This window comes from Janthinobacterium sp., from assembly GCF_031995485.1.
GTDB lineage: Bacteria > Pseudomonadota > Gammaproteobacteria > Burkholderiales > Burkholderiaceae_D > Janthinobacterium.
Map to the genome: position 1 here is coordinate 25,115 of NZ_DAMAGB010000016.1, position 26,565 is coordinate 51,679.

Here is a 26,565-nt window from a genome sequence, read left to right on the forward strand (position 1 = left end):
CCCACTGATTCCCGGGCCTCGTGCCCGGGTTAATTATTGAATTGATCCATGCAACCGCAAGCGTTCCGCAAAAACCTTTGCTAGAACAGCTCGATGTCGCCGCTTTCCAGATGCTGTTGACTGACAGCCTTGCGCAGCACGCTGCGCAGTTCCAGGCTTTGTATCGCCAGCGCCATGCTGACGCGCCCAAGCAGGGCCACGATTTCCTCGTTATCGCTTTCCGGCAGCATTTCGGCGCCGTGCGACCCGAGGGTGCCGAGAAACTCGCTCAGGCCCGTTACCCGTTTCAGGGTGCGGTCGATCAGCTGGCTGGTCATGTCCTGGAACTGCATGCTGGTGATGGCGGCATTGACATAGCCGCCCACCTCGTCCTGCAATGCCAGCAGCTTTGCGCGCTGTTCTTCGGGCGGCACGCCGCCGTCGAGCAGCAAGGCGATCGTGTCCTGCTGCGCTGCCACGGCCGCGTGAATGGCCATGAAGTTGAAGGACAGTTTCTCGATTGCCTCTTCCAGCAAGATGCCGGTCTGCACCAGGTCGGTCTCAACCTCGGACAGATGCTTGCGGCCATGGTCCGACACGCCGGACAACAGGCGCTTCACATGCGAGCCAAGTATTTTCTTTCTTGTCATAGAGATCTCATTGTTTTACTACACGATGCGCTGGCAAGCCATGTACACCTAATTCTTTGCCGGTGCCGGGCTGGGGGGAGGCGCCGCTGGCGGCGCACCGGCCGCCAGCGATGAGCTGATCGCGGCAGCGGCGTCGTTCACCGGCAATTCGATCGCCGCGCCGTCGCGCAGGACGTTTTCTTCCGTGCGCTTGTTCATGACGATGATGCTGATGCGCCGGTTGATGGGATTGAAGGGGTCGAGCTTGTCGAGGTTGGCGGCCGAGCCGAGACCCACCACGCGCAGCACTTTTTCTTCCTTCATGCCGCCGATCACCAGTTCGCGCCGCGAAGCGTTGGCGCGGTCGGCCGACAGTTCCCAGTTGCTGTAGCCGGCGTCGCTCATGTAGGGCGTCGAATCGGTATGGCCGGACAGGCCGATGCGGTTCGGCACTTCGTTCAGCACATAGCCGATCGCGTGCAGGATTTCCTTGGTGTAGGGCTGCAGGTTGGCGTTCGCCAGCGCAAACATCGGGCGGTTCTGCTCATCGACGATCTGGATGCGCAGGCCTTCGCTGGTAATATCGAGCAGCAGCTGGTTCTTGTATTTTTTCAGCAGCGGATTGGCGTCGATGGTCGCTTCGATGCGCGCTTTCAGCGCCTGCAGGCGCTTGCCTTCTTCGCGCTCCAGGGCCGCCTTGGCCGAATTGAGGTCGAACGACTTGCGCTGCTGCTCTTCCTGCGCCTTGCGCACCTGGCCATCCTGGCGCGACAGATCCTGGCCGCCGCCCTGGATCACGGAACTGCTTTCGCCGCTGCCGGAGCCGCCCGCCATCGCCACCTTCAGCGGCGTCTTGAAGAATTCGGAAATGCCGTTCAGGTCGCCCTTGGAGGTCGAGCCCAGCAACCACATCAGCAGGAAAAAGGCCATCATGGCCGTCACGAAGTCGGCGTAGGCGATCTTCCACGCGCCGCCGTGGTGGCCGCCGGCGGTTTTCTTGATGCGCTTGACGATAATCGGGCGCATGCCTTCATCGGCCATGGCGTCCTCCTTTCGTGTGCGGCAATCGACTCATGTTATCCAGACGTGTATTCACTGCTTACTTCGTTTTCGATTTCTTGATGTGGTCTTCGAGCTCATTGAAGGTCGGACGCTCGGTCGAGAACAGCACCTTGCGGCCAAACTCCACCGCCAGCGCCGGCGCATAGCCGTTCAGGCTGGCCAGCAGGGTCACTTTCACGCACTGGAACATCTTGCTCGACTCGTCGAGCTTCTGCTCGAGCAGGCTGGCCAGCGGGCCGACGAAACCGTAGGCCAGCAGGATGCCGAGGAAGGTGCCGACCAGCGCGTGCGCAATCAGCATGCCCAGTTCGGCCGGTGGAATGCCGACCGATTCCATCGTGTGCACCACGCCCATCACGGCAGCGACGATACCGAAGGCCGGCAAGCCGTCGCCGACCTTGGCGATCACGTGGGCCGGCACGGCGCCCTCGTGGTGATGGGTTTCGATTTCGTTGTCCATCAGGTTTTCGATCTGGAATGCGTCCATATTGCCCGACACCATCAGGCGCAGGTAATCGGTCATGAATTCGACGATATGGTGGTCGGCCAGCACGGCCGGATACTTGGAAAACAGCGGGCTGTCCTGCGGGCTGTCAATATCGCTCTCGATCGACATCAGGCCTTCCTTGCGCACCTTGCTGAGCACCTCGAACAGCAGCGACATCAGTTCCATGTACAGGTCTTTGGTATAGCGCGAGCCCTTGAACAGCGTCGGCAGGGCGGCGATGGTGGCCTTGATGGCCTTGCCATTGTTGCCGACCAAAAAAGCGCCCGCAGCCGCACCGCCGATCATCAGCAGTTCCAGTGGCTGGAACAGGGCCGCCAGATGGCCGCCCGCCATCGCAAAGCCGCCGAATACCGAGGCGCAAACGATGATGTATCCGATTATGACTAACAAAGTGCTGTAACTCCCAAATGTGGCCGGGCCTGCATTCCCATGATATTCAGGCAGGTCCGCGCAGCGGCAAAAAGTAACCGAAGGTAGTTTGAAATGGCGACCATTCCAAGGTATTTTCAGCAAAGTGCCGTGTGGAACTACAATAACGTGAGATTGTGCTCCGGGCAAGCAAATAACGCAGACAATTGCCTAAAAGAACCATACGTAAAGTAAAGGGCCACACTCTGTGGCGGCGATGGTCTTGTCGGGCGCCCGCGCGGCGATCCTGAATTCGTAACTGACAAGCATACTGCCGGGCAACATTTGCGCTGCCGCCTGTTGCCACAAGGCCGCCATGGCAGCCGGCGACAGGTAGGCAAACACCACATCGTAAGCGGCAAAATCAAGCGCCGCATAGTCGCCACGAATAAAGCGCGCGCGGCTGCCGCCCGCCTTGGCACGCAAGCGGCTGACCAGCCATGGCAGCGGCGCCAGTTCGATGCCGCAAAACTCGCCATCGGGCCGGCGCCGCGCCAGGTCCAGCACCAGGCCGCCGAGACCGCTGCCGATATCGATCAGCCGCACGCCGGGCCGCCCGTCAATCAGCTGCGCCACTTCGCGCCACACGCGCGGACCGGACGGATAGAACGGCACCTGGGTGCGGAACGTCGACCAGTACAAACTGAGCAAAAATATAAAGGCCAGCAGGAACAGCCATGGCGGCAAGTCCAGCATGCCGACGATCAGCAGCGCTGGCGCGAACAGCAGGCCGATCGCGCACCACCAGCGCGCCAGTCCGGCGCGCCAGGTGATCAAGGCCGCCAGCAGACCCTGCAGCAAGGCGACTGCCAGCAGGGTCATGCCGACACCGGCACGCGCCAGCAAGAACACCAGACCCAGCATAAAAGGAAACGCCAGTGCCTGGATCAGGATGGCCTTGAGCGCAGGCGCCCGCAAAATCTGTTGCAGCATGGATCGGTTTTAGCGGAAACAGTGGTGAGAACGGCAGTATTGACGGCGGTGCACCATCCCGACTTTGTCTGACACGGCGAAGAACTCAGCTGCCGTTGTCGGTCGGTGCGGCAATGGCTTCGTCGCGCGCTTTCTTGGTCTTGCCGGCGCGCGACGGCATGTGACACAGGCCGCATACATAATCAGAATTCAGGTCCAGGCAGTTGACGACGAACTTGCCGCCACACTTGCCGCAGGTAGCCATGGCCAGCATCTTGCTGCTGAAAAAGCGCACCAGGGTCCAGGCCCGCGTCAGCGACAGCAGCGGCTCTTCGCCCGGCTCGGGCGGCATTTGTTCAAGGTAGAGCTTGTAGGCCTTCATCACGGCTTCGATGCCGGTGGCGCCGGCGTGTTCCACGAGGAAGTGGTGGATATTGATGAACAGCGAGGAATGGATGTTCGGTTGCCAGGTGATGAACCAGTCGGTAGAAAACGGCAGCATGCCTTTCGGTGGCGATACTCCCTTTAACTCCTTGTACAGATTGAGCAGCCGCTCGCGCGACAGCGATACTTCAGTTTCCAGCAATTGCAGGCGGGCGCCAAGCTGTATCAACTCGATCGCCAGCTGGATTTCCTGTGCTTCCGAGACGACACTTTTTTTGGCCATGCTGCTGCTCCCGTCTGATTGACTACGGGTTGCAGTTTACACGATTTCTTCGACGCCCTGTCCGGCCATCAGGATCGCGGCATGCGACTGTGCCAGCGAACGATCCTTGTTGTAGTTCGTCAGCATGCCCAGGATGGCGCTGTCGTCGAAGCGGAAGCGGGCCAGCATCATGTTGCCGCCAGCCAGTTTCAGGATCTGGGCATTGCTCATGCCTTCGATCAGTTCGGCGATTTCGGCGGACACGCCAAGACGGAAAATGGCCGTTACCTTGTCCGCACGGATCATCTGCTGGGCCAGCATCAAATAGCTCAGGTTAGCATCGCGAATCTCAGCCATCATGTCGTTAGCAGTCATTTCCATCTCCTCAATCCGTTGAATTCTATCGCTGGAACACAACGTGTTTCCAGTGAGATACATTCTGCCGGAGCAACACAAAACGGCATAGAGGCGCGCTGCTGTATTTTTGGCCGGACAATAGAGGATAGGACCGTCGGTGTTTGTCTTACAAACACGGTGCGATCAGGTCTGCACGCCTGTAAAAGCGTGTAAAAAGGAGCGTTGAAAAACCAAGTTTTCCGACTTTCTGCGACATACGTGCTATCGCATTTTTACAACGGCTTGACTTGCATCAAAATATCTTCACTCCCTGTATCGGCAGTGATGGCGAGAACTTGAGGGTTTTTTCAAAAAGATTTGAAAATAGTTCCTATCTCTTCCATGTAGTCTTTTACGACGCTTGCGATGGAAACTTTAGGGCTTTTGAAAAATATTTTGAAAAAAAGCGAAATTTTTTCCCTACGCCCGGGAAAACCCCACTTTTGGCATGGGTGGCAGGCGCAAAAATGGTGCAGATGAGCCCAGACTTGCTACACTGCCGTTCCCGTTCGGCCCTGCTCCGCCAGCCGATATCATGCAACGAAGACAAGTATCGACATGAAAGCCACCATGATTTCCAGACAAGATTGCCTTGCATACGACCAAGACGATGCGCTCGCGCCGCTGCGCGGCCAGTTCGACCTGCCGGACGGCGTGATTTATCTCGATGGCAACTCGCTGGGCGCACGCCCGAAAGCGGCGCTGGCGCGTGCCCAGCAGGTCATTGCCGCCGAATGGGGTACTGACCTGATCCGCAGCTGGAATACCAACGGCTGGTTCGACCTGCCCAAGCGCCTGGGCGACCGTCTGGCGCCGCTGATTGGCGCCGGCCAGGGCGAAGTGGTGATTACCGACACCACCTCGGTCAACCTGTTCAAGGCGCTAGCAGCCGCGCTGCAGATGCAGGCGTCACACGCCGACCCTGCGCATGCTGCGCGCCGCGTGATCGTCAGCGAACGCAGCAACTTCCCTACCGACCTGTATATGGCGCAAGGCCTGGCTCAATGGCTGGACCGCGGCTATCAGCTGCGCCTGGTCGACGATCCGGCCGAACTGGCGCAGGCAATCGACGCCGACTGCGCCGTGGCCATGCTGACGCATGTGAACTACCGCAGCGGCTACCAGCATGACATGGCCGCTGTCAGCGCCCACTGCCACCAACAGGGCGCGCTGGCGCTGTGGGACCTGGCCCACTCGGCCGGCGCCGTGCCGCTGGACCTGAACGGCGATGGCGCCGACCTGGCCGTCGGCTGCACCTATAAATACCTCAATGGCGGTCCCGGTGCGCCGGCCTTTGTCTGGGTGCCGCAAAAGCACCAGGCCGCGTTCCGCCAGCCGCTGTCCGGCTGGTGGGGCCATGCGGCGCCGTTTGCCATGGATCCGTCGTTTGCACCGGCCGACGGCATCGCCCGCGCGCTGTGCGGCACCCAGCCCATCGTCTCGCTGGCACTGGTCGAATGCGGCCTCGACATCTTTGCGCTCACCAGCATGCAGGCGATCCGCGCCAAGTCGCTGGCTTTGAGCGACCTGTTCATCGCACTGGTCGAACAGCGCTGCGCCAGCCATCCACTGGGACTGGTCACGCCGCGCGAGCATGCGCGGCGCGGCAGCCAGGCCAGCTTCACGCATCCGCATGGCTATGCCGTGATGCAGGCGCTGATCGCGCGCGGCGTGATCGGCGACTACCGGGAACCGGCCATCATGCGCTTCGGCTTCACGCCGCTGTATACCAGCTTTGCGGAGGTGTGGGATGCGGTCGAGATCCTGCGCGAAATCCTCGACACGCAGGCCTACGATATCGAAGCCCGCCGCGACGCGGTGACCTGATTTTAAAAACCGAGACCAGCACATGAACGACACACCAATCACCAGCGGCTGCCCGATGCATGCCGGCGCCAATGTCCAGGACAAGGACGCCCAATGGCATGGCGCGCAGATGGATTTCAGCGAGTCGATGAGCTATGGCGACTACCTGGCGCTGGACCGCATCCTGACGGCCCAGCATCCGCTCTCGCCCAACCACAACGAGATGCTGTTCATCGTGCAGCACCAGACCAGCGAACTGTGGATGAAGCTGATGCTGCATGAAATGCACGCCGTGCGCGCCAACCTGCAAAGCGGCGACCTGCCGCCCGCTTTCAAGATGCTGGCCAGGGTCGCACGCATCATGGACCAGCTGGTGCATGCCTGGGATGTGCTGGCCACCATGACGCCGCCGGAATACACGGCCATCCGCCCTTACCTCGGCGCCTCGTCCGGCTTCCAGTCCTACCAGTACCGCGAGATCGAATTCATCCTGGGGAACAAGAACGCGGCGCTGCTGAACGTGCATACCACCGCGCCCGAACCGTACGCCGTGCTCGATGCGGCCCTGCGTTCGCCGTCCGTCTACGACGAATCGGTCAGGCTGCTGGCGCGCCATGGCCTGCCCATTTCCGAGGCTCGCCTGAACGCCGACTGGACCCTGCCAACCGCCAGCGACGACTCGGTCAAGGCTGCCTGGCTGGAGGTCTACCGCGACCCGTCGAAATACTGGGCGCTGTACGAGCTGGCCGAAAAGCTGGTCGACCTGGAAACGGCGTTCCGCTTCTGGCGCTTCCGCCACGTCACCACGGTCGAACGCATTATCGGCTTCAAGACAGGCACCGGCGGCACGGCCGGCGTCAGCTATCTGCGCAAGATGCTCGACGTGGTGCTGTTTCCCGAGCTGTTCGCGCTGCGCACCGAGCTCTGACCCGGCCCCAGGCTGCGCACGATAGGCGTGTATTTGCTCAATGGGAAGAAGTTAGGCAGTATCGATGCCTTTCCATAGTGGGCAACGCGCCTGTCCCCCCGATGAAACGCCTTTTTCTGCCACTGCTGTTCTGCACCGCCCTCGCCCACGCCGCGCCGTTCTACCAAGGCAAACCGCTGGCCCATCCCGTGATCGCGGCCTCGCAGGACAGCGGCCTCGATATCGTCTTCCTGAAAGAGGGAAATGGCGTCAACGCGTACTACTGCGAATGCGGCAAGGCCGGCGCAAAACCGCAACGGCTCGACCAGTTCGGCAATGCAGTGATCCGCTCCGTGTTCTACGCCCCGCTCGACCACAAGCCGGAATCCTCCACCCTGCTGGTGCTGTTCCGGCTTGACGGCAAGCAGGGTCTGCGCGCCTACCGCCATGACCACAGCTCGGGCAAGTATGTGAAACTCGTCGGGCTGCAGCCGGCGCTGGACCGCGTCGTGGCGCAGACCGCCACGCCGAATGCGGGCCAGGTCAAGGCGGCACTCGGCAAGCTGACGCCGATGGATTACAGCGTCGTGCGCGGCAAAAGCGGCAATGCCGATTTTGACGCGATCGACCATACGCAAGGCACGGTGGTCGGCTTTTTCGATAATCAAGGCCACTCTGTGGACGCCGCCAGCAAGGACGCCATCACCTACAAGAAAACCTTTTCCAGGCAGGGCGCGCGATATCTGACGGCCAGCTACACGCTGTACGGCGACGGCGGCGCGGGCGAGCTGCCCAACTACCGCTTGTGGCAGGTGGGCTGGGAAACCGCGCCGCAGCAGTTTGCGGGCAGCGCGGAGGGGCCGTCCGTGATCTACAGCCTGAGCTGGGATGACGGTTCGGTAGTGGAGCGGGGCGAGTACGCCCACGGCAAGCGTACCGGCATCTGGACCCGCAGCGGCCTGCATGAAGGCTCGGCCAGGGGCGCGTATGTGAACGGCCTGCCCGACGGCCCCTGGCATATCGAGGAGCCGAAGCAGACCGAGGACGGCGCGTACCGCGCCGGCAAGCGCGAAGGCCGCTGGACGGTCATCAACTATGCCGGTGAAGACGAAGTGACCGGTTTCGACACCTACGCAGGCGGCCAGCTGAACGGCCCGCACGAACGCACGATGAAAGGCAAGCTGCAGGCGCGCGGCAATTACGTCAACGGCACGCGCCAGGGCAAGTGGATCACGGGTGATGGCGAAGGCAGCTATCTCGACGGCCTGCGCGATGGCCCCTGGATACTGAAACTCAAGGATGGCGCTACCCTGCGCGTCAATTTTGTGAAAGGCAAAAAACAGGGCGAGGCGACAGAGAGCGACGCCAGCGGCAAGCTGCGGTTGCGCGAACACTATGCGATGGATGTCCTCGATGGCGAGCGCACGCGCTACATGCCCGATGGCACGCTGGTGTACCAGGCCACGTTTCGCAACGGCCAGCTCGACGGGCGCGAGCGCGCCTGGAACGCCGACGGCAAGATCCTGCGACTCGACACGGCCTGGGACAACGGCAGGAAACAGGGCATGGATGCGCGCTACTACCCGGACGGCAAGCCGGAACGCCTGACTGTGGTCGAACGGGGCCGGCTGGCGGCGCACCTGCGCGAGTACGCCGAGGACGGCACCCTGATCAACGATATCCACCGCTGTTACTTTACCGAAGACGGCCGGGAGCGCGACGATGTGTGCGACTATCACCGGATGTGGTATGGCAATGGCAGACCAGAGTCCGACTACGTGTTCCAGTTCGGCCAGCGCCAGGAGGGACACTCCTGGTATGCCAACGGCAAGGTGATGGATGAACTGCTGGTCGACCGCGCCGCCGACACCTCGGTCTACAACACCTACTTTGAGAGCGGCCAGCTCAAATGCACGGAGCCGCGCCGCGGCCACGGCAAGCGCACCGTCAATGGCCAGACTGTCCTCAGCTATGCCTCGGCCGAGCGCGACGGCGACGCCATCTGCTATCACCCGAACGGCAAGGTGGCCAGCATCCGCAGCTATCGCCAGCGCATCGCCGTCGACTGCGGCAAGACATTTGACGACACGGGCATGCAACTATCACCGGGGCCGGAAGGCTGTCCGCTGGCGAAGAAAACCCCGTTCGTATTTGGAGAATAAGGATGAAACAAAGCACGCTGACCCTGCAGAATCCTTTGCAACTGGATGGAGCTGAAATCGGCGCAGCCATCGCCGCCGGCCGCCAGGTACTGGTGCAGTTCGACACGCTGGGCGAGCCCGGGCCGCTGCTGCCCGAACTCGATGCACTGGCGGCCATTCATGGCACGGCACTGACAATCCGCATCTACGGCTACGATCCGCGTGTCTTCGATACGCGCATCCTGCTTGGCCTGCCGCATGTGGCCAGCCTGTCGATCGACTGCCACCGCAATGCGCTGTATCTGGAAACGCTGGGCGAACTGCGCCATCTGAAACGCCTGGACCTGGGCGTGTACGAACTGGCGCAGACGGATATCCTGCAGCTGGAGAACCTGCACGGGCTGGAATACCTGCATCTGGGCGAAACAGTCAAAAACAATATCGACCTGGCGCCGCTGCGCCATTACACGCAGCTGTCCTCGCTGGCGATCGAAGGCCACGCCATGCAGATCGACACGCTGGCCGGTTTGCCCGCGCTGACCGAATTGTCGCTGTACCGCATGAAAAACACGGTGGCGCTCGATTTTATCTCCGGCATCGCGCGCCTGGAACGCCTGCTGCTGCAGCTGGGCGGGCGCGAATCGATCCGGGAGATCGACGCGCCGCAATTGACGCAGCTGGAAGTGATCCGCGTGCGCGGTCTCGAAGACCTGGGCGACCTGGCCCGCTTCCCGCTGCTGCGCCAGCTGTGGCTGGAAGACCAGATCAAGCTGACGCAACTGGACGTCAGCGGCAACCGGCTGCTGGAGCGGCTGCATCTGCTGACGTGCAAGGGGCTGGAGCGGCTCGACGGGCTGGCTTTGCTGACCGCGCTGCACACATTGTCCGTGTCGGAAACCCGGCTCGATTTCGATGCGCTGCTGGCAGGCGGACTGCCGGCGGCGCTGATTTATATGCGCTTCAGGACGGGGAAGGTCAAGCGGGATCAGGAAATCAAGGCGATGCTGGCGCTGGGTGGCCATGATGGTGATGTCGGGTTACGCGCTGCGCGCTAACCCGACCTACGATCCTGCCTCTGTCACGCAGGTCGGATCAGGCGCGCAGCGCCGTAATCCGACCACACCGCTGGCGCCAACAATGGTGTCGGATTACGGCTCCGCCTAATCCGACCTGCGGTCTTGTTGCCCGGCTGCCCGACCAACCGCGGGAGCCACCAATGGTTTATTGTCCGGCCACCAGCTTTTTCTGCCACAGTGCCACGTCGATCATCACGCCGTCAAAGCCCGTGTTGCGGATATACACGCGGTAGCTGCCCTGCCCCAGGTCGCCGTGCAGGTAGGCGGTGCGTTCGTTGCGCTGCAGGCGGGCGCCCTTGATGGTCTTGCGGTACAGCTCGACCACGCTGTCGAAGCTGGCGTAGCTGCGCAGCGCCACTTCCAGGTCGCGCGGCGGCCGGCCTTCCGCTTCGTCGAGCACATTGTTCTGCTTCTTGCCCTTCAGGGACAGCGGGAACGTGAACACGCCCGCGCCGGCCGAGGTCAGCACGGTCGATTTGTCGAGCAGCAGCGGCAGCAGCGCGGACGGAAAGCCGGACGGCAGCTGCGCGCGGTTCCAGCCTGGCAACGCCGGCTGGGCCAGTACATATTCGACCGTGGCGATCTTCTGTCCGTCACTGCCCGTTTCATCGTCGGCGGCGATCAGCGCCAGCATCGGCGGCAGCTGCCTGGCCCACGCCAACAGCGGCGCCGCTTCGCCAACCAGCATGCCCTTGCGGTGAAACACGGTCAGCACGGACTGCGGATCGGGATTGCAGACCCTGGCCAGCGGCTGGCCGTGCAGGCGGCAATGGCCGTTAACCAGGCCAAAGGCGATCACGGCGCCGCGCTTGTCGAGCAGGATGGCGCCCCGTTCGCGGCCCTGGTTGCGGTCGTTCATGGAAGCGAGCAGCTGGCGCCCGTCCGGCAGCACGTTGCGGGTGGCATCGCGCCGTTCGCTGATCGCTTCGAGCGCCTGCTCCAGCAGCAGCGCGTCGTCATCGGTATAGCTGCCGCGCGCATAGCCGAAAAACTCGAACAGCGCCGCGCGCACCTGCGGCTCTTCGCTCAGGCGCGGCAATTGCCCGGCCGGCAGCACGATGGCCCGGGGCACGATGGCCCGGGGCGCGATCGCAGGCGCCTTGACGGCGGCCGGCGTTGCGGCTTTGGCCGGCGAAAGCACCGGCATGGCCGCGCAGGCAGCCCATAACAGGATGCCGCCGAAGCGGCGATAAGTCGATACAGTATTCATGATTCCGTCTGCCCAGGGTCTACCCGTGAATGCGGCCACGCTTGGCACGTCGGCGATTCTAGCATGGCGCCGTTCGGGCTACTACAGGGGCATCAGCGCCGGTAGCGCGCCAGCCTGCGCCCGGCCAGCACGCCGAGCCAGCTCGCGGCTGCGGCCGCCATGCTGAAATAGACGGCGCGCAGCGGATGCTCCGGCAGAAAACACACCAGCACGGCCACCGCCAACAGTACGCACAGCACGGCCTTGACGACATCGTAGGGCACCAGCGCGATCAGCAGATTGGCTCCGGCCACACCATACAGCAGCAAGGCAAGCGTGAGCGCACCGGCGATGCCGCTGGCCGGCAATGCACCCATCAGCCGCTCACGCAAGACGAACCGGAGCCACAGCAACACCAGGAACAGCACACATGCCAGCAGATGCGCGGCGAGGCTGGCCATCACGCTTTTCATTGCACCCATCCCTGTCTTGTCTTCAATAACCCATCTTGGCTGGCTAGCCGAGAGCCAGGCGCTGGTATCGGATAAAAAAAAACCGGTCCTTTCAAGGAGAAAGGGCCGGCTTCGATACATCACTTTGCTGTGGTGGCCGGATTACGCTTGCGCTGATCCGACCTGCGCACTGGGCGTATCAGATACGCCAGGATGCGTTATTTCGCCGAATTGAGCAGCAGTTCGTTCAGGCGCTTGACGAAGGTGGCCGGGTCGGCCAGCGAACCGCCTTCGGCCAGCAGGGCCTGGTCGAACAGGATATTGGCCCAGTCGCCGAACTTGCCGCCTTGCGCATCTTCATACTTGAGGCGCGTCACCAGCGGGTGGTTCGGGTTGATTTCCAGAATCGGCTTCGATTCCGGCGCGCTCTGGCCGGCTGCCTTCAGCATGCGCAGCAGGTTGCCCGACAGTTCGTTCTCGTCGGCCACCAGGCAGGCTGGCGAATCGGTCAGGCGGAACGTCACGCGCACGTCCTTGGCCTTGTCTGCCAGCGCGGTCTTCATCTTGCCGACCAGGTCTGCGTACGAGGTTTCGGTTTCTTCGTGCTCTTTCTTTTCCGCTTCGTCTTCCAGCGCGCCCAGGTCCAGACCGCCCTTGGCGACAGAGACCAGTTCCTTGCCTTCGAAGTCCTGGATAAACGACAGCATCCATTCATCGACGCGGTCCGTCAGCAGCAGTACTTCGACGCCTTTCTTGCGGAAGATTTCCAGGTGCGGGCTGTTTTTCGCGGCGGCGTAGTTGTCGGCCGTGACGTAATAGATCTTGTCCTGGCCTTCCTTCATGCGCGCCACGTAGTCGGCGAACGAAGTAATCTGTTCGTCGCTGTCGTTGGCGGTCGAGGCAAAGCGCAGCAGCTTGGCCAGGCGTTCCTTGTTGCCCGCGTCTTCGCCGATGCCCTCTTTCAGCACCTGGCCGAATTCCTTCCAGAACGTGGCGTACTTGTCCTTTTTATCCTGCTCGTCGGCGTTCGCCAGTTCTTCCAGCATGCCCAGCACGCGCTTGGTCGAGCCTTCGCGGATCACCTTTACGTCGCGCGACTCCTGCAGGATTTCACGCGACACGTTCAGCGGCAGGTCGGACGAATCGATCACGCCTTTTACAAAGCGCAGGTAGGTCGGCATCAGCTGCTCGGCGTCGTCCATGATGAAGACGCGCTTGACGTACAGCTTGATGCCGCCGCGCTTGTTGCGGTCCCACATGTCGAACGGCGCCTTGGCCGGGATGTACAGCAGCTGCGTGTACTCGCTGCGCCCTTCCACGCGGTTGTGCGTGTGCGTCAGTGGCGCCTGGAAGTCGTGCGACACATGCTTGTAGAATTCTTCGTACTGTTCCGGCGTGATATCGGACTTGCTGCGGGCCCACAGGGCGCTGGCCTGGTTGACGGTTTCCAGGTCGTCCTTGACCACGGTTTCCTTCTTCTCGTCGTCCCACTCTTCTTTCTGCATCACGATCGGCAGCGAGATATGGTCCGAATACTTGCGGATGATGGACTTGATCTTCCAGCTCGACAGCAGCTCGTCCTCGCCTTCGCGCAGGTGCAGGATGATGTCGGTGCCGCGGCCGGTTTTCTCGATGGTCTCGATGCTGTAATCGCCTTCGCCGGCCGACTCCCAGCGCACGCCTTCCGAAGCGTCGGCGCCGGCGCGGCGGGTTTCGACGGTGATCTTGTCGGCCACGATAAAGCCCGAGTAGAAGCCCACGCCGAACTGGCCGATCAGGGCCGCGTCCTGCTGCTGGTCGCCCGACAGTTTGCCGAAGAATTCCTTGGTGCCCGACTTGGCGATGGTGCCCAGGTGCGAAATCGCCTCGTCACGGGTCATGCCGATGCCGTTGTCGGAAATGGTGATGGTGCGCGCTTCCTTGTCGAAGCTGACCTTGATCTTCAGTTCATGGTCGTTGCCATACAGTGCGTCATTGTCGATCGCTTCGAAGCGCAGCTTGTCGGCCGCGTCGGACGCGTTCGAAATCAGCTCGCGCAGGAAAATTTCCTTGTTCGAGTACAGCGAATGGATCATCAGATGCAGCATCTGCTTGACTTCGGTCTGGAAACCCAGTGTTTGCTTTTCGGAGACAGCCATGTTTACCTCATAGTCTTGTGAATGGGACGAGTGTCAGCTAATTGGAGATGCTGGCGGCGATTTCAAGATGCCAACAAGCAAATTTTTCACGCCGTCAGCTACCCAGCGTGCGTTGGAAAAAATCCCATACCCGCTCATCCTGCATGGTGGCCAGGTTCAGCCGCATGCGCGTCGAGGGCAGCTGGCGCGGCGAAAACAGGCTGCCGGGCGCCAGCACCAGGCCATCGGCCAGCGCCTGTTCGGCCAGCAGATTGGTATCGCTGCCGGCATCGGCCCAGACAAACATGCCGGCCGCGGCAGGCTCGAAGCGCAGGCCGGCCAGCTCCAGGCGGCGATACGTGCCGTCGCGCACCCTGTCGAGCCGCGCGCGCAGCCGTTCGGCGTGCTTGCGGTACAGTCCCTGCGACAGGATTTTATACACCACGCGCTCGCCCAGATCGCTGCTGGTCAGCGTGGACAGCATCTTGCGGTCGGCCAGGCGCTGGGCCCGCTCGAGCGAGGTCGCGATAAAGCCCACGCGCAGGTTGGCCGCCAGGCTTTTCGAGAAGCCGCCCAGGTAGATCACGCGCCGCAGCTGGTCCAGCGCGGCCAGCCGCGTGGCCGGCTGCACCGTGCCGCCGGGATGCATGTCGCAATAGATATCGTCCTCGACCACCAGGAAGTCGTGCTGCTCGGCCAGGCGCAGCACCTGGAACGCTTTCGCGGCAGAAAGAGAAGTCGAACTGGGGTTGTGCAGCACGGAATTGATCACGTACAGCCTGGGCCGGTGGATGGCCGCCATTTCTTCGAGTACGGCGATATCGGGGCCGTCGCCCTGGCGCGGGATGCCGATCACCTGCATGCCCATGGCGGCAAAGGCGCCGAACATCAGCCAGTAGGCCGGGTCGTCGACAAAGATGGTGTCGCCAGGGCGGGCAAATTCGCGCGCCACCAGGTCCAGCGCCTGCATGACGCCCACGGTGGTGACGATCTGCGCCGGAGGACAGGCGATTTCCAGCCCGGCCAGCTTGATCTGCAATTGCTGGCGCAGCGGCAGAAAGCCCTGCGGCGCGCCATAGCCAAGCATCAGCGCGCCGGGCTGGCGGCTGACGTCGCGCAGGGCGCGGCCCACCAGTTCGCCATCGAGCCAGTCGGGCGGCAGCATGCCCGAGCCGGGCGCCAGCGACGTTCCCAGCGCGGGCGACTCGCGGAACATATTGCGGATCAGCCAGACCACATCCATCGGCCGGGCCGCGCCCTGCGGCTGGGGCGCCACCGGCAGATGCAGCGGCGCACGCTCGCGCACATAGAAGCCGGCGCCGCGGCGCGATTCCAGGTAGTCGCGCGCCACCAGCTTGTCGTAGCTGGCCACCACCGTGGCGCACGACACGTTCAGGCTGGCCGCGCACTGGCGGATCGACGGCATGCGCGCGCCGCCGCGCAGCATCCGGTCGTCGATGCGCGCCGCCAGGCTGCGCACGATCTGATCGATCAGGGTTTCGCCCGAGCCGCGCGTCAGCAGGCCGGGTATCGCGTCGGTTGTATTGCTCATCAGACCATTACAGTATAAGAAATTATGCGGAAAAGTGTATTTGTACTGTACTGCTACTGCGCCTAGCATAGCACCATCAGCCATCCCTTTTCAGGAAAACCATGCCGCCGACCACATTGACCACCGCCCCACCCTTGCTGGACAACGACCGCAAGGGCCTGCTGCTGGGCTTGAGCGCCGTCGCGCTGTTCAGCCTGACCCTGCCGTTTACCCGGCTGGCGGTGGCCGAGCTGCCGGCCATTTTTGTGGCACTGGGCCGCGCGCTGGTGGCCGCCTGCCTGGCGGCATTGTGGCTGTGGCATCAGAAAGCCGCACTGCCGCGCCGCCAGCAGTGGCTGCCGCTGGCTTTGGTGGCCGGTGGCTGCGTGGTCGGTTTTCCGCTGCTGACGTCGCTGGCCATGCGCAGCCTGCCCGCCTCGCATGGCGCGGTGCTGGTCGGCATCCTGCCGCTGGCCACGGCCGTGTTTGCCGTCTTGCGTGGCAAGGAGCGGCCTTCGGTGGCTTTCTGGCTGATGGCGGTGGCGGGCACGGCGCTGGTGGTGCTGTTTGCGCTGCGCCAGGGCGGCGGCAGTTTTCATGCGGCCGACTGGCTGATGTTTGCCGCCGTGCTGCTCGGTGCGCTCGGCTATGCGGAAGGCGGCCGGCTGGCGCAGTCCATGCCGGGCCAGGATGTGATCTGCTGGGCGCTGGTGCTGGCCGCGCCGTTCGTGCTGCCGGCAGTGCTGTGGGACGCCTGGCCGCAGCGCGCACTGCTGGTGCAGGCCAGCCTGCAGGCCTGGGGCGGCTTTGCGTACATCTCGGTGTTTTCCATGTTTATCGCCTTCTTCTTCTGGTACCGCGGCATGGCTTTGGGGGGCGTGGCGCGCGTGGGGCAGACGCAGCTGCTGCAGCCGTTCCTGACGCTGGTCGGCGCAGCCGTGCTGCTGGGCGAACCATTGACCCTCGACAGCCTGCTGTTTGCCGGCGCCGTGATCGCCGTGGTGGCCGCCGGGCGCAAGCTCAAATAAGAAAAGCCCGGCCGCTTGCGCGACCGGGCTTCGTGATGCGGGCGAATCAGCGTGCTACGACGCCGTGACCTGCGTCAGATCATCGCCGCCGCGCGCAGCCTGCACTTTTTCCGCCGCCTTCTTGCCTGCAAGGAAAGCATGGTCCGAGTTGTAGTATTCCCACTCGCTGTAGCGGCCGGCCAGCACGATGTCGTGCCGCTCCATCCAGGCGCGCACGGTGGCGACATTGTGCGCGCGCTGATGGTCGTACACCACATAGGCGTACGGCATGTCGACCTGGTTGGCCACCAGCACCTTGTCGTCGGCCCTCATCATGCCGACCGCGATGCAGTCGTCGATGCAGCGCTGGATCAGCGCGTCGCCGTCGAGCGGCAGCGGTTTCCATGGCGAATAGGAAATCTCGCAGGTAAAGCCGAAGCCGCCCGGCGCATTGCATTCCGGGCTGGCATTGCCCTGCACGAAGATGCGGTGGAAGATGCTGTCTTCCGGATAATAAATCCAGTGCTTGTCCGTCACGTCGGTGCGGGCGATGCCGATATTGACGCAGCGAATCGAGATATGGCGCAGGCCGCGCGCGGCCGCCTGGACTTCTTCCGGCGCATCCTGCCCGATCAGCTTGACCAGTTCCGGCAAGGGCATGGTGCTGATCAGTTGATCGTACTTGAAGCGGCGGCCATCGGCCAGCGCCACCGTGTGTTCGGACGGCAGCACCTGCGTCACGTCGGCGTTCAGTTCGACCTTGCCGCGGATATGCGGCAAAAAGCCCGACACCAGCGCCTGGAAGCCGCCCTTCAGGGGATAGCCGAAGCGCGCATTCGGCCCCTGCGGCTTGGCCACCGGCTGCAGCGCGCCATCGATGATTTCGCCCAGGTCCGGCAGCGGCACCCGGCCGCCCAGCCACGAGGTTTCCATCTCGGCCAGCGGCACGGTCCAGATCTTCTTGTTGTACGGAATCGCAAAGTGCCTGGCAATGCCGGCGCCCCACACTTTATAAATGAAGTCCTCGAAGCTTTGCGTCTTTTGCGGGCGCGCGGTGGCGCTCGCATTGGCCGCGTCCACCGTGCCGTCGGCGCAGCAGTCTTCCACCGTGTTGGCGGCGCAGGTGGCCGCCGCGTCGCTGACATCGGTCACCGTGTTGCCGTAGCGCGCGTCGATGGCGCCGACGATACACTCCTTGATCACGTCAGGCGGCAAGCCGTACAGCGCGCCCTGGAACGGATAGCGGGTAAATACCTGCTTGCTGTAGACCCACGCTTCGCGCATCTGCCAGTGCTGGTTGTCGCCCAGCAAAATATCGTACAGCTTGAGCACATACGGGTCGTTCGAGAACATGATATGACCGGCATAGTCAAAGGTAAATCCCGCGTCCTCGATCGAGCGGCACCAGCCGCCAACCGTTGCATTGCGTTCGAGCAATACCGTATTGGCGTCGCCATGATAGGCGGCCGACAGGCCCGTCGGTCCGCCACCGATGATCAGGCAGCCGATATCGGTCACGGGCGATGGTGTGCGCAGCGGGTTGATCTTGCCTGCCACGCCATAGTTTTCGGTCAGAACAGGCGCGGCCACGGCGGCGTTGGCGGCCTTGGCGCGCGCATTGCTGTCGATCAGCATGCACATGGTGTCGGCCGTGGCATCCCACGAAGTCTTGCTGACGATGTCGCGCATGCGTCCCGCCATGATCAGCGTTTCTGCGGAGGACTGCGCCAGCGCCGCTTCGCAATGGGCGATGAATTCGGCCTGGTCGTGGCCGATGGCGACGATATCGCCATACGGCTGCTCGACGTCGGTAATGGCCGTGCTGACGATCGGCAGTTCGGCCGCCATGTATTCAAGCACCTTGGTCGGGCTGATGAAGCGCGTCGATTCATTCAATGCGAACGGCAGCAGGCAGACATCCCAGCCGGCCAGGAACTGCGGCAGCGCCTGGTAGGCCTGCTGGCCCAGGTAATGGATATTGGCGCGCTGCGGCAGGCTGGCCGGGTCGATCTTGACGACCGGGCCGATCAGCACAACCTGCCATTCCGGATGGGCGTCGGCCAGCGCGGCGATCAGGCCCGCGTCGAAGCGCTCGTCGATCACGCCATAGAAACCCAGTCGCGGACGGGCGATGGTTTGCTGCAGCGGATGGGCATTGCTGCGGTCGAGCGCCTGCTCGAAGTGGATCACGTCGACGCTGCTGGGGAAACAATGCGCGTTCGCATGGCGCGTGCGCTTGGCTTCATACAGGCTGGGGCCGCCCGTGAAGACCAGGTCGGCGATGCCGAGCAAGGCGCTTTCGCGCTGCAGCAATTGCTTCGGCGGATTGTTGAACGCGGACAATTCGTCCATGCAGTCGTACACCACCAGCGACGGATGCAATTGGGCCAGCAGCGGCAGCGCCATCGGCGTGTAGAACCACACCACCGGATGCACGCCGTCCGGCACCAGGCCGTCGAGCAGCGACTGCAGCACCGGAATCTGGTCGTCGTGGAAACCGGGCGCCTGGATCGGCGTATGCGGCTGGTACACGGTCAGGTTGGGCACCGGGGTGTAGCTGTGCATGCTGGCCAGTCCCGCGTCATACACGGGTTCTTCCACGAAGATCACTTTGTAATGGCGGGCCAGGCGCGTGAGCAGTTGTTGCGGCCGTTGAAACACGAAATCCCAGCGCAGGTGACAAAATACGACGACAGTTTCCACGATACTCTCCTTGGTTTGCCCTTGCGGGACGCTAGTGATGCTGCTGGTTGTGATGTTTGTCTGTTCTGTTATGCGCAGCTTGTCCGTCAGGTGCTGCGCCTGCCGCAGTGCTGCCGCGTACGGCGCCACCAGCAGGCGCGCCAGCGGATCAGGGCCATCGCGGTCCAGGTCCCACAGGCCGCTGCGGTGCCAGTGATGTTCGTGCATCCAGTCGGGGCGGTCGATGATCGGGTACAGGCACACCCCCAGCACCGGCGCGCCATGCTGGATCGCCAGCGCCGCTTCGGCCGCCATCTCGCGTATCCACACGCCGCGTCCGCTGCCCACATGGCTGGTCTCGGCCAGCAGCAGCGGACGGCGGTAGCGCTGGTGCAGCGCCAGCAGCAATTTGTGCAGCGGCTGGCGGCGCGCATCGGCAAGGTGCCACCACAGGCGCGCGTTGGTGCCGCCTTCCCACTGGTTGGTGTCGTAGTAGTTGGCGCCGATCAGGTCGAGATAGTGCGGCGCCCCCCCCAGCTCCGGTTCGCGCCGGCCGCACAGCATGTCCCAGGCATCGAACTGGGCGTCGTGCCAGGCGGCCGCCTGCGGCGCCAGTTCAGGTTGGCCAGGCGGCGCGATCACATTGATCAAAGGGTCGCAATGCAGCATGCGCGCGCCGGGCGTTACTTCCCGGATGGCGTCGCAACCGGCCAGCGTGGCGCGCACCAGCTGGCGCTTGGCCTCGGTGGCCGCGCGTTCGTCATGGCGGTTCAGGCAGCCGAACATGTGCACCGACAGGCCCCAGCTGGTAAACGACAACTCATTGATCGGCGAATAAATGGGTGCGGGTCCGGCAAACGGCGCCAGGTACAGCGCGGCGGCGCGGCAGAAGCGGGCAAAACGCGGCACAAATTCAGGGCCGTAGACATCGATCTCGGGCGGCCAGCCGTAGTGGCAAAAGGTCCAGCATATCTGCAGCCCCTGCTCGCGCGCCGCATGCAGGCGTGCATCGAGAAACGAGAAATCGAACACGCCGCCGCGCTCGGCCAGGCGCCAGCCGATGGTCTCGCGCACCGTGCGGATGCCGAACTGGCCCAGCAGCGCATAGTCGGCACCGGCGCGCACGTCATGGCCTGTCAGCCCATTCATGTCGAGCGCGCGGCCGCCATGGTTGACGTGGTCGGCGCCTTCATAACCACCTTGCCAGAACGAACTGAACGGAGAATTGAACTGAGCCATGCACCGCTTCCAATTTATGATAATTTTGTTAATTTACATGCATTAATTGTAACTTGTGCGACTATGAATTTGCTATCCTTTCCTGCCCTGTTCGCGTGGGATAATTCCTACGTCAGAAATCCGCAATGCGGCACACATGCGCTGTTGCCGGCCATGCCAGGCGGCTATGGGCATGGCGCCCGCTACGTCGTACAATGCCTGCTGACCAGATTCAGGGCGGCGCTTATCCGGCGCCGCTTTTTTCAAGCCGCCACAAGCGTCTTTACCCAGGCCGCGCCTGTCGCACGGCACTTTCTTTATGAGATCTCGAATGAAAATTGACAATCCAAATCCGATACAGTGGCGTTTTGCCGAGCGTGCCGAGCAATTGCAAAGCTCCTTCATCCGCGAGATCCTGAAGATCACGCAGCGCCCCGAGATCATTTCGTTTGCCGGCGGCCTGCCCTCCCCGGCCACCTTCCCTGTCGAGGAAATGAAAACCGCGTTCGACAAGGTCCTCAGCAACAACGGCAAGGTCGCGCTGCAATATGGCCCGACCGATGGCTACCTGCCGCTGCGCCAGTGGATCGCCGATACCCTCTCCACCAGCGGCAGCACGATTGCGCCGGAACAGGTATTGATGACGTCCGGCTCGCAGCAGGCGCTCGACCTGCTGGGCAAGGTATTGATCGACGAAGGCAGCCGCGTGCTGGTCGAAACCCCCAGCTACCTCGGTGCGCTGCAGGCGTTTTCCGTCTATCGTCCCGAATTCATGTCGGTCGATACCGACGACGAAGGCCTGGTGCCGTCATCGGTCGACCCGGTAGCCGATGGCGCGCGCCTGCTGTATGCGCTGCCGAACTTCCAGAATCCGACCGGCCGCAGCCTGTCCGTGGCGCGCCGCGTGGAACTGGTGGAAACCTGCGCCCGCCACGGCCTGCCGCTGATCGAAGACGATCCGTACGGCGCCCTCAGCTACAGCGGCGAGCCGTATCCGAAAATGCTGAACATGAATCCGGACGGCGTGATCTACATGGGTTCGTTTTCGAAGGTGCTTACGCCCGGCATCCGCCTGGGCTACGTGGTGGCGCCGCCGCCGCTGGTGCGCCGCCTGGAACTGGCCAAGCAGGCGGCCGACCTGCATACCTCGCAGCTGACGCAGATGGTGGTGCACGAAGTGATCAAGGACGGTTTCCTCGACCAGCACATTCCGAAGATCCGCACGCTGTACGGTGACCAGTGCCAGGCCATGCTGGACGCGCTGCAGCAGCACTTCCCGGCCGGCGTGACGTGGACCCGCCCCGAAGGCGGCATGTTCATCTGGGTGACCCTGCCGAAACATATCGATGCGATGCAGCTGCTCGATGTAGCGATCCTGAACAAGGTTGCTTTCGTGCCAGGTTCGCCGTTCTATGCGAATGCGCCTGAAACCAACACGCTGCGCCTGTCGTTCGTGACGGTGCCGCCGGAACGCATCCGGGAGGGCGTGGCCATCCTGGGCAAGCTGATCGCGGCCAGGATGTAAGCAGTGTAAACTTTCCCGCGCGCATGCCCCGGCGGGCGGGAAGCACCAGCCGGCGCCGGTTGCGGCTGCAGCGGCGCCGGCAGCGAAATTATCAATTAAGTCATTAAAATATGAGCAGGGCAATATTTTCCATAAAAAAATAACAGCGATTTTCTACCCAACATGTTAGCAAAGCGGTATGATCTGTATCAAAGTAACATTTTGAACCAGGCTCAGCCATGGCTGCTGGCCTGTGCCGTACATCAGATAGAGGCCGGTAGCAATGAGTCCAGGCAGTGTGGGATTGTCCCAACGGCGCGAAGCCGCGATATTGATCGTCGATGATGCGCCGGCCAACCTGGAGCTGCTGCGCAAGCTGATGACGGAGCAGGGTTACCAGACCTATGTCGCTCCATCAGGCGAGCGAGCGCTCGCTATTGCCCAGCGCGCCCAACCGGACCTGATCCTGCTCGACGTGATGATGCCCGACATGGATGGCTTCGAAACCTGCCGGCGGCTCAAGCAACATCCACTCACCCAGCGCATCCCCGTGATCTTCATGAGCGCGAAAACCGACACCGAGGACGTGGTGGCCGGCTTCGATATTGGCGCGGTCGACTATATCGGCAAGCCGCTGCGCATGGCCGAAGTATGCGCCCGCGTGCGCGCCCAGCTGCAAATCCGCAGCAACAGCGAAACCCAGGAAGAACAGGCCGAGCGCCTGCGCACCATCGTGAACAACATGGCCGAGGGCCTGCTGATCATCGAGGCCGATGGGCGCATCCAGTACACCAATCCGGCCTGCGACCACTACCTGGGCTACCGCGAAAACGAACTGGCGGGCCGCTCGATCGGAGAATTGCTCAGCCCGCTGGTAACACAGGAATACCTCGATTATTTCGCCATGTATGCGGCCAATCCGGAAACCGCGCACAACCACGGCACGCGCGAAGTGGCGATCCGCCACCGCAATGGCGAGGCCATGAGCATGGACCTGACGCTCACGCCCATGTATTTGCGCCAGCCCCTGTATATCGGCCTGCTGCACGACATCACCCACCACAAGCAGTCGGAAGACGCACTGCAGCGCGCCGCCTACCTCGACCCGCTGACCAAGATCGCCAACCGCCGCCATTTCGACAGCTTCCTGGAAAAAGAATGGCAGCGCGCCGTGCGCAACGGCGGCACCCTGTCGCTGGTGGTGCTCGATGTCGACCATTTCAAGCTGTACAACGACAGCCTGGGCCATCCAGCCGGCGACACCTGCCTGCAGCAGGTGGCGCTAGCGATCCAGGCGCATGCCTGCCGCTCGGGCGACCTGGCCGCCCGCTACGGCGGCGAAGAATTCGTCATGCTGTTTGCAGAAACGGAAGCGGAAAACGCGATGGTGCTGGCTGAAACCATCCGCGCCGACATCGAAAACCTGCGCCTGCCCCACCCGCGCTCGCCCACCTCGAACTGGATCACCGTCAGCATCGGCGTCGCCACCATCCGCCCGCATCAACTCGACGACCGCGAAGCCCTGTTCGTCGCCGCCGACCGCGCCCTGTACGTCGCCAAAGAAGGCGGCCGCAACCAGGTAAGGGCGACGCATTCGGGCAGTACGGCGTGGGAGACGGTGAAGGCGTTGATACTGCGATAGGCAAGAAAGCCGACCGCAGGCGGTCAATCCGGCCCAAGACCTCAAAATAGGCTCCCGGGCCAAGCGGGCCTGAAAAATGTCGAGGGCAAGGCGCAGCGACGAAGACAGTACGCATGTACGGCGAGGAAGCTGCAACGCCGCCATTGGCATTTTCTCAGGCCCGCGTCTCAGGCCCGCTGGTTTTAAAGCTCTAAAACAAACCCGGAAGCAAATTCCGGGGTCGGACCCTGAGGCTCTCGGCGCCCCCGTCCAACCCCAGCATCTCAGCCGTACGGGTTAAAACTTGCGTGAAACACTGAGCTTGGCATTGCGTCCCACGCCGGTAACAGCCTCGCTCAAGTAAGGCATGTAATGACGGTTCAACACATTATCCACCGTCAACCTCACCTCCGTCCCACGCCAAATGCCGTTAACCCCATTCCACGACGCAAACAACGTATGCAATGCATAGCCCCTGGAAGGCGGCAAGCGATACACATTCCCCACCGGAAGAACACGATCCTGCCTGGCGACGAAACGTCCTTGCCAGCCAACAGTCGCGCCTTGTGAAGGAAAGCGCCAGCCCAACCCCGTCATCACCTTGTCCGGCGCAATCGTGGAAACCGGCTCATCCTTGCCCCACGGATCGCGCTGCGAACCGTGGCGCGAGCCAAATTGCGACGACAGCGACGCACTCGCGTACAGGCGCGGCGAGTTGTAATACGATTCGATCTCCACGCCTTCCGTGCGCAAACCAGCCAGGTTGCGGTAGGACGACAAACCGGGCGGCAGGCCCACGCCGCTGCCGGAAACATAGCCTTCGACCAGGATACCCAGGCGCGGGCCGATATTGTCGGTGACGCGATTGCGGTAAGCGGTGACGCGCAATTGCGCATCGTCGCGTTCCATGAACAGGTTCTGGCGATGCAGCATGGCGCCGATGCGCGCGGCCGTCACGCGCTCGACCGCCAGGTCGCGGCTGGTGCCGGGCGTGCTCGATCCGAGGCGCGCCGAGACATAATATTCATTCGAATACATCTCGTCGATGGTCGGCGCGCGCCAGGTACGGCTCAAGTCGCCGAACAGCGCCAGCGCGCTGCTGGCCTTCCAGAACAGGCCCAGGCGCGGCGACCAGTCTGCATGCGTTTTTTCGCTGAAGTCGTGGCCGGCCGCAGGCAGCGGGCTGTTGTAGCGCGAGGCCACGTTCGGCACGCCTTCGGATACGACGCGGTCGTGGCGCAAGGCCGCCGTCAGGGTCACATCGCCATAGCTGACCGCATCCTGCAGATACAGTCCCTGCGTCTCCTGGCGGCCGGACGGCATATAGTAGGGCTGGAAGTAGCCATAGTTATAGCTCGGGTCCTTCAGCGCGGTCGAGGACGGATAGTACATCAGCGTGTCGCGCACGTTCTTGTGCCACTGCAGGCCCATCATCAGCACGTGCGACAACGCGCCGGTGGCAAACGCGCTCTCGTTGCGCACTTCAAGAATGCGATCCACATACGAGGCCCAGCTCTCGTTGCCCAGCGAGCCCAGATAGGAGCCCAGCGAGGCCGATGGCAATCGCGTGTCATGCTGGTCCGTGTGCGAGTAGCCGGCCGTGGCCGTCAGCTTGATCCACGGATTATTGGCAGGCGCGTACTGCCATTTGACGGAATACGTGTCGTCGTTCTGGTCACGGTATACGGCCTTGCGCTGCCACGCTTCTTCCAGGCCGTAGCGCTTGATTTCCGCTTCGGTCGGCGTCGGCACGTCTTCGCCCATGGCGGCAAACGGTCCCCAGCCCGTGCTGCCGCTCTTCATGGCGGTGAGCGTGAGCAGCTGCTCCGGCGTCAGGCGCACATTGAGCTTGAGCAGGTGCGACGGCGCGTCGATGGCGGAGAAGCGGAACGGCTTGCCGTCCGGCTTGCGCAGATCGTCGGACTTGCGCTGGGTGGTAAACGCCATCACATCGTAGCGGCCGTCTTCCGTGCGGCCATACACGGCAGCGGTGACATCGTCTTCCGCATTGTTGCTGTGGCGCGAATACTTGACGAACGCGCCCAGCTTCGCATCGCCTTCGAGCATGTCTTTCGCATCCTTGGTGTCGACCGTGATCACGCCGCCAAAGCCGCCATTGCCGTACAGGCTGGTGTGGGCGCCCTTGTTCACTTCGATCTGCTTGATCAGTTCCGGTTCGATGAAGATCGATCCCTGGCGGTATTTTTCAAACCCCTTCGGCACGCCGTCGAGGATGACCTTCACGTCCTGCACCTTGTTGAAGCCCCAGATATTGAGGCTTTGTCCGCTCGGGCGCGCCGTGCCGGCCAGGTCCACGCCTGGCAAGGTGTCGAGCAGCGAGGCCACGTTGTCTGCCTGCTGGCGTTCGATATCTTCGCTGTTGATATACGAGCGCCCGGCCGTGCCGGCGCTGATGGCATCGCCGAACACGCTGATGGCCGGCATCTGCTTGTCGTTGGAGGTGTCGCCGGCATCAATCGCCCAGGCGTTGCTGGCGGCGCCCAGCGCCAACGCCAGTGCGGCCGCCATCGGGGTCAGTGCGCCTGCGCGCGGAATATGCTTGCTGCTGAAAGTCATTGCGTTCCTTGCCTGGTTCTTCATGCTTGTGGAATGAAAAAACGCTGGGCAGAGGGGTGCATGCATGCACTGTTCAAGCGGCGGCGTTGAAGGGAGCGTTGCGGCCGGGCTCTGCCCGCGCGATACGCGCCACCGGCATCTGGCGGGCGGCGCGTGCAGTCACCGGGTTAAGTTGCCTTGGTGAAATGCGGTGCACA

At 62.7% G+C, this 26,565-nt stretch carries 19 protein-coding genes; 7 read left to right on the top strand and 12 right to left on the bottom strand.

Going from position 1 to position 26,565, the window contains the following annotated elements:
- Window positions 1-80 precede the first annotated feature (80 nt).
- From RTQ46_RS11620 to flhD, 6 genes are all read right to left on the bottom strand, one after another.
- Window positions 81-629, bottom strand: a complete 549-nt coding sequence (locus RTQ46_RS11620) for a chemotaxis protein (RefSeq protein WP_312436698.1) — start codon at window positions 627-629, stop codon at window positions 81-83.
- Between the two features lie 48 nt (window positions 630-677).
- Complete coding sequence (gene motB, locus RTQ46_RS11625) at window positions 678-1,649, bottom strand: flagellar motor protein MotB (protein WP_312436699.1); 972 nt, start codon at window positions 1,647-1,649, stop codon at window positions 678-680.
- 58 nt (window positions 1,650-1,707) lie between these two features.
- Window positions 1,708-2,568: a flagellar motor stator protein MotA gene (motA, locus tag RTQ46_RS11630; RefSeq protein WP_312436700.1), complete on the bottom strand. Its 861-nt coding sequence runs from the start codon at window positions 2,566-2,568 to the stop codon at window positions 1,708-1,710.
- Between the two features lie 189 nt (window positions 2,569-2,757).
- Window positions 2,758-3,519, bottom strand: a complete 762-nt coding sequence (locus RTQ46_RS11635) for a methyltransferase domain-containing protein (protein ID WP_312436702.1) — start codon at window positions 3,517-3,519, stop codon at window positions 2,758-2,760.
- 85 nt (window positions 3,520-3,604) lie between these two features.
- Window positions 3,605-4,165 carry a flagellar transcriptional regulator FlhC gene (flhC, locus tag RTQ46_RS11640; protein WP_312436704.1) on the bottom strand — a complete coding sequence of 187 codons (561 nt, stop codon included), beginning with the start codon at window positions 4,163-4,165 and terminating at the stop codon, window positions 3,605-3,607.
- A gap of 36 nt (window positions 4,166-4,201) precedes the next feature.
- Window positions 4,202-4,519, bottom strand: a complete 318-nt coding sequence (gene flhD, locus RTQ46_RS11645; RefSeq protein ID WP_065306444.1) for a flagellar transcriptional regulator FlhD — start codon at window positions 4,517-4,519, stop codon at window positions 4,202-4,204.
- A gap of 591 nt (window positions 4,520-5,110) precedes the next feature.
- On the opposite strand from flhD, the gene kynU reads away from it, so the two are divergent.
- The 4 genes from kynU to RTQ46_RS11665 all read left to right on the top strand — a co-directional run bounded on the left by kynU (window position 5,111) and on the right by RTQ46_RS11665 (window position 10,449).
- Entirely contained in the window at window positions 5,111-6,367 is a 1,257-nt protein-coding gene (gene kynU, locus RTQ46_RS11650) for a kynureninase (RefSeq protein ID WP_312436707.1), read from the top strand.
- 22 nt (window positions 6,368-6,389) lie between these two features.
- A complete protein-coding gene (kynA, locus tag RTQ46_RS11655; RefSeq protein WP_409518318.1) occupies window positions 6,390-7,274 on the top strand; it encodes a tryptophan 2,3-dioxygenase in 885 nt (294 codons plus the stop codon).
- Between the two features lie 101 nt (window positions 7,275-7,375).
- Window positions 7,376-9,415, top strand: coding sequence for a hypothetical protein (locus tag RTQ46_RS11660; protein WP_312436709.1), 2,040 nt, complete (start codon window positions 7,376-7,378; stop codon window positions 9,413-9,415).
- 2 nt (window positions 9,416-9,417) lie between these two features.
- Window positions 9,418-10,449 carry a hypothetical protein gene (locus RTQ46_RS11665; RefSeq protein WP_312436711.1) on the top strand — a complete coding sequence of 344 codons (1,032 nt, stop codon included), beginning with the start codon at window positions 9,418-9,420 and terminating at the stop codon, window positions 10,447-10,449.
- 166 nt (window positions 10,450-10,615) lie between these two features.
- Here the strand turns inward: RTQ46_RS11665 and RTQ46_RS11670 are convergent, their stop codons facing one another.
- The 4 genes from RTQ46_RS11670 to RTQ46_RS11685 form a co-directional block, all read right to left on the bottom strand.
- Complete coding sequence (locus tag RTQ46_RS11670) at window positions 10,616-11,680, bottom strand: hypothetical protein (protein ID WP_312436712.1); 1,065 nt, start codon at window positions 11,678-11,680, stop codon at window positions 10,616-10,618.
- Window positions 11,681-11,772: 92 nt separating this feature from the next.
- A complete protein-coding gene (locus RTQ46_RS11675; protein ID WP_312436713.1) occupies window positions 11,773-12,120 on the bottom strand; it encodes a hypothetical protein in 348 nt (115 codons plus the stop codon).
- A gap of 209 nt (window positions 12,121-12,329) precedes the next feature.
- On the bottom strand, window positions 12,330-14,249 hold the full coding sequence (gene htpG / locus RTQ46_RS11680) for a molecular chaperone HtpG (protein ID WP_312436715.1): 1,920 nt from the start codon (window positions 14,247-14,249) through the stop codon (window positions 12,330-12,332).
- A 94-nt stretch (window positions 14,250-14,343) separates the two neighbouring features.
- Window positions 14,344-15,780: a PLP-dependent aminotransferase family protein gene (locus tag RTQ46_RS11685; RefSeq protein ID WP_312436717.1), complete on the bottom strand. Its 1,437-nt coding sequence runs from the start codon at window positions 15,778-15,780 to the stop codon at window positions 14,344-14,346.
- A 101-nt stretch (window positions 15,781-15,881) separates the two neighbouring features.
- Between RTQ46_RS11685 and RTQ46_RS11690 the strand changes: the two genes are divergently transcribed.
- Entirely contained in the window at window positions 15,882-16,787 is a 906-nt protein-coding gene (locus RTQ46_RS11690; RefSeq protein ID WP_312436719.1) for a DMT family transporter, read from the top strand.
- A gap of 54 nt (window positions 16,788-16,841) precedes the next feature.
- On the opposite strand, the gene RTQ46_RS11695 is transcribed toward RTQ46_RS11690, so the two are convergent.
- On the bottom strand, window positions 16,842-20,687 hold the full coding sequence (locus RTQ46_RS11695; RefSeq protein ID WP_312436720.1) for an FAD-dependent oxidoreductase: 3,846 nt from the start codon (window positions 20,685-20,687) through the stop codon (window positions 16,842-16,844).
- Between the two features lie 310 nt (window positions 20,688-20,997).
- Between RTQ46_RS11695 and RTQ46_RS11700 the strand changes: the two genes are divergently transcribed.
- Window positions 20,998-22,191, top strand: coding sequence for a PLP-dependent aminotransferase family protein (locus RTQ46_RS11700; protein ID WP_312436722.1), 1,194 nt, complete (start codon window positions 20,998-21,000; stop codon window positions 22,189-22,191).
- A 262-nt stretch (window positions 22,192-22,453) separates the two neighbouring features.
- Entirely contained in the window at window positions 22,454-23,812 is a 1,359-nt protein-coding gene (locus RTQ46_RS11705) for a diguanylate cyclase (RefSeq protein ID WP_312436724.1), read from the top strand.
- Between the two features lie 276 nt (window positions 23,813-24,088).
- Here the strand turns inward: RTQ46_RS11705 and RTQ46_RS11710 are convergent, their stop codons facing one another.
- On the bottom strand, window positions 24,089-26,368 hold the full coding sequence (locus RTQ46_RS11710; protein ID WP_312436726.1) for a TonB-dependent hemoglobin/transferrin/lactoferrin family receptor: 2,280 nt from the start codon (window positions 26,366-26,368) through the stop codon (window positions 24,089-24,091).
- Between the last annotated feature and the right edge of the window lie 197 nt (window positions 26,369-26,565).